Annotated in this window: 1 protein-coding gene; it reads right to left on the bottom strand. The window is 75.9% G+C overall.

Translation table 11 applies throughout. From position 1 onward, the window contains the following. Positions 1-2606: acyltransferase domain-containing protein (locus ABZ836_RS30415; protein ID WP_361147604.1), on the bottom strand; the 2606-nt coding region annotated here is incomplete at its 3' end. Positions 2607-2627: the final 21 nt, after the last annotated feature.

Raw genomic sequence — 2627 nt, forward strand, 5'->3', positions numbered from 1 at the left:
TTCAGCACGTCACGGAAATTCACCCCCGCCGCACGCACCGCAACCCGCACCTCACCCACACCCAACACCGCCACCGCATCCGGCGCCGGCACCAACCCCACGTTCTCCACCGCACCCCGCACCGACACCCCCACCCGCCACGCCCCCTCGGCAGGGGGGACGAGGCCGGGCCGGGCCTTCGCCAGGCGTGCCGCGAGCACGGTGGTGCCACGGACGGCGGTCTGGGGTTCGCCGGAGGCGACGGCGCGCGCAAGCGCCCGCTCGTCGTCGTCGGTGGTGGTGGCGGCGTCCAGGTCGACCAGCACGATCCGGCCGGGGTGCTCGGACTGCGCCGAGCGCACCAGGCCCCACACGGCGGCGCCCGCCACGTCGGGCAGGGTGTCGGCGGGCTCCGCCTGCACGGCGCCGCGGGTGGCCACGACCAGGGTGGTGTCGGCGTACCGCTCGTCGGCGAGCCAGGTCCGCAGGTGCCCGAGCACCTCGGAGGTCCGCGCGAGCGCGGCCTGCGCGCCGGTGCGGCCGGAAGCGTCGGAGCAGGCGGACGCGTCGGAGCAGGCGGACGCGTCGGAGCGCACGGACGCGTCGGAGCAGGCGGACAGCACCACGTGCGTCGGCGTGCGGCCGTCGGCGGCGAGTTCCTCGAGCGTCCCGGTCCGGGTGACGAGCGGCTCGCCTCCGCCGGTCTGGGCGAGTTCGCCGGGCTCGGGGCCGGCCGCGGGGACCGGCGTCCAGTCCAGCTGGTACAGGTCGTCGGGCCGCGGCGACTCGTCGCCGAGGGCGGGCGCGGGCCGGGTGACCACCCGGTCCACGGTGACGACGGGGTTTCCGGCGGGGTCGACGGCCCGTATCCGGAGGCCGTCCCCGTCGTCCGCGGGCGAAATGCGGGCACGGAGGCCGGTGGCCCCGGACGCCCACAGCGTCACGCCGGTCCAGGAGAAGGGCAGGCCCGCCTCGCCCGCGTCACCGCGGACGGCGGCCGACTGGAGGGCGGCGTCGAGCAGCGCCGGGTGCAGTCCGAAGCCGCCGGCGGCGTTCTCGGGCACCTGGAGCTCGGCGAAGACGTCCTGTCCGCGCGTCCAGGCCGCGGTGACGCCGCGGAACAGCTCGCCGTACTCGAGGCCGGCCGCTCCGAGCGCCTCGTAGAGCGCGGCCGGGTCGGCGGGGGCGGCGTCCGCGGGCGGCCAGGTGCCGACGAGCTCGGGGTCCTCGGCGACGACCCGGGGCCGGGGCGCGAGGACGCCGACGGCGTGCCGCGTCCAGGGGCGGTCCGGCCAGCCGTCGCCGGCGGCGGCGTCCTCGCGCCGCGCGTGGACGGTGACGGTGCGTCGGCCCTCGTCGTCGGCCTCGCCGACCGTGAGCTGCACCTGCACGGCGCCGTCCTCGGGCACGGTCAGGGGGGCCTCGAGGACCAGCTCGTCCAGCTGGTCGGTGCCCGCCTGTTCACCGGCGCGCACCGCCAGGTCCACGAAGGCCGTGCCGGGCAGCACGATCCGGCCGTGCACCCGGTGCTCCGCGAGCCAGGGCTGCGCGACCGGGGAGAGCCTGGCGGTGAACAGGTACCCGTCGTCCTCCGCGAGCGCGATGCCCGCGCCCAGCAGCGGGTGGTGCGTGACACCGAGACCCGCGGACGTGACGTCGCCCGCCCAGGAGATCCCGGACGGCCAGTGGCGGTCGGCGGCGAAGGCGTAGGCGGGCAGCGGGATCCGCCGGCCACCACCACGGGCGAACACGGCGGCCCGGTCGAGGTCAGCGCCGCGCACGTGGATGCCGGCGAGGGCGCGCAGCAGGGTGGCGTCCTCTCCGTGGTCCGGGCGCAGGGTGGGAACGGCCGTCGCGTCCTCGGCGATGTGCGGGACGAGGGCGGACAGGGTGCCGTCCGGACCGAGTTCGAGGAAGGTCCGGGTCTCGCCGAGGGAGGCGACCGCGTCGGCGAACCGGACGGGCTCGCGGATCTGGCCCACCCAGTAGTCCGGGGTGGCGATGTCACCAGGGGCCGTGGCCACCACGGGGATGCTCGGCGCCTGGTAGGTCAGCGACTTCGCGACCTCCGCGAACTCCGCCTGCATCGGCTCCATCAGCCGCGAGTGGAACGCGTGCGAGACGACCAGCCGCTTCACCCGCACGCCCTCGGCGCGCAGCCGCTGCTCAAGGGTGTCGATCGCGTCGGCGTCGCCGGAGACCGTGATCGAGGTGGGGCCGTTCACGGCCGCGAGGTCCACGCCCTCCGGAAGCTCCAGGCCATCCTCGGAAGCCTCGACGGCGAGCATCGCGCCACCCGACGGCAACGCGTCCATCAACCGGCCACGCGCCGAGACGAGAGCGCAGGCGTCGTCCAGGGACAACACCCCCGCGCAGTGCGCGGCGGCCAGCTCACCGATCGAGTGCCCGACCAGCACGTCCGGGGTGACCCCCCACGACTCCACCAGCCGGAACAACGCCACCTCGACCGCGAACAGCGCGGGCTGCGTGTACACCGTCCGCGCCAGCAACTCCGCGTCGTCCCCGAACACCACATCCCGCAACGGAAGTTCCAGATCGACCCGCGCGCACACCGCGTCGAACGCCTCCGCGAACACCGGGAACGCCTCGTACAGCTCACGCCCCATCCCCACCCGCTGCGCGCCCTG

The sequence above is a fragment of the Streptomyces sp. NPDC047130 genome, from assembly GCF_040643475.1.
Lineage (GTDB): Bacteria > Actinomycetota > Actinomycetes > Streptomycetales > Streptomycetaceae > Streptomyces.